Here is a 1,457-nt window from a genome sequence, read left to right as displayed (position 1 = left end):
GGATGTAACAGCGGAAAAAGAAATAGACAAAATGAAAACCGACTTCATCTCCACAGTGTCCCACGAACTCAGGACACCACTAACATCAGTCCTCGGTTTTGCCTCCATCATCAAAGAAAAGCTAGAAACCAATGTCTTTCCCATGCTGTCAACCGAAGACCGCAAACTACAAAAAACCATCAAACGAGTCAGCGACAACCTCAACATCATCGTCTCCGAAGCAGAAAGACTCACATCATTGATAAACGATGTCTTAGACATCGCCAAAATGGAAGCAGGGAAAGTGGAATGGCAAATGCAGCCCCTAGACCCCAGCGAATTACTCGATTGGGCAACCAAGTCCACAGCCGGGTTATTTGAAACCAATGGACTGAAATTAGTCAGCGAAATTGAACCAGGACTACCACAAATCATAGGCGATCGCAATCGACTACTCCAAGTCCTCATCAACCTGATTTCCAATGCCGTTAAATTCACCGCATCAGGTGCTGTCACCTGCCGTGTCAAACAAGAGCCGGAAGGTGTTTGCATCAGTATTATTGACACAGGCGTTGGCATCACCCCAGAAGACCAGCCGAAAGTCTTCGAGAAATTCCGCCAAGTTGGTGACACCCTCACCGATAAACCCAAAGGCACAGGGTTAGGACTACCAATCTGCAAACAAATCATCGACCATCACGGCGGCAGAATTTGGGTAGAAAGTGAACTCAACAAAGGCAGCACATTCTCGTTTATTGTTCCCACCCATACCAGCCAACAACAAGCTAGTTCCAGTCTGAATTTAGATACTCTTGTCAAACAACTTAAAGATCATGTCATTACCAAAAATACTGTCCAAAACGAAAACCGTAAAACCATTCTGGTCGTTGATGATGATCTCAACATTCGAGAATTACTCCGTCAACAACTCGAAAATGAAGGTTACAATGTCCGGGAAGCTAAAGACGGTGTCGATGCAATTCATCAGATTAAAACATCCCGTCCTGATCTGATTCTCCTCGATGTGATGATGCCTCAAATCAATGGTTTTGATGTGGCAGCCGTTCTCAAAAATGACCCTCAGACCGCAGATATTCCGATTATCATGTTGTCTATTATTGAAGACAAGGAACGTGGCTATCACATCGGTATTGATCGCTATCTGACTAAACCTATCAATACAGAGAAACTTCTAGGCGAAATTGGCTCTCTGCTCTCCCAAGGTACTTCTAGTAAAAAGGTATTGGTTGTTGATAAAAATGCTTCGACTTTAAAGACTATATCTGATGTTCTCCAAACTCAGGGATACAGTGTGATTGAAGCTTCTAATCCTCAAGAATGTATTCGTAAAGCTCGGTCTGCTAAACCTGATATGATCATCATTGATTCTATCTTCTCTCAAGAAGCCGATTTGGTCAAAGCTCTACGCTTTGAAAAGGAGCTAGAAAATGTGGTCTTTATTATGCTCTCTGATCGGT

Annotated in this window: 1 protein-coding gene; it reads left to right on the top strand. The window is 43.3% G+C overall.

Annotation, left to right across the window (positions count from 1 at the left end; genetic code table 11):
- Positions 1-1,457, top strand: a 1,457-nt coding sequence (locus ACSQ6I_RS24685) for an ATP-binding response regulator (RefSeq protein WP_438892874.1), incomplete at both ends; no start/stop codon positions are given.

The organism is Anabaena sp. WFMT (assembly GCF_051781005.1).
Lineage (GTDB): Bacteria > Cyanobacteriota > Cyanobacteriia > Cyanobacteriales > Nostocaceae > Anabaena.
Note: the sequence above shows the minus strand (reverse complement) of the source record. Positions and strands in the feature narration are given on the sequence as shown.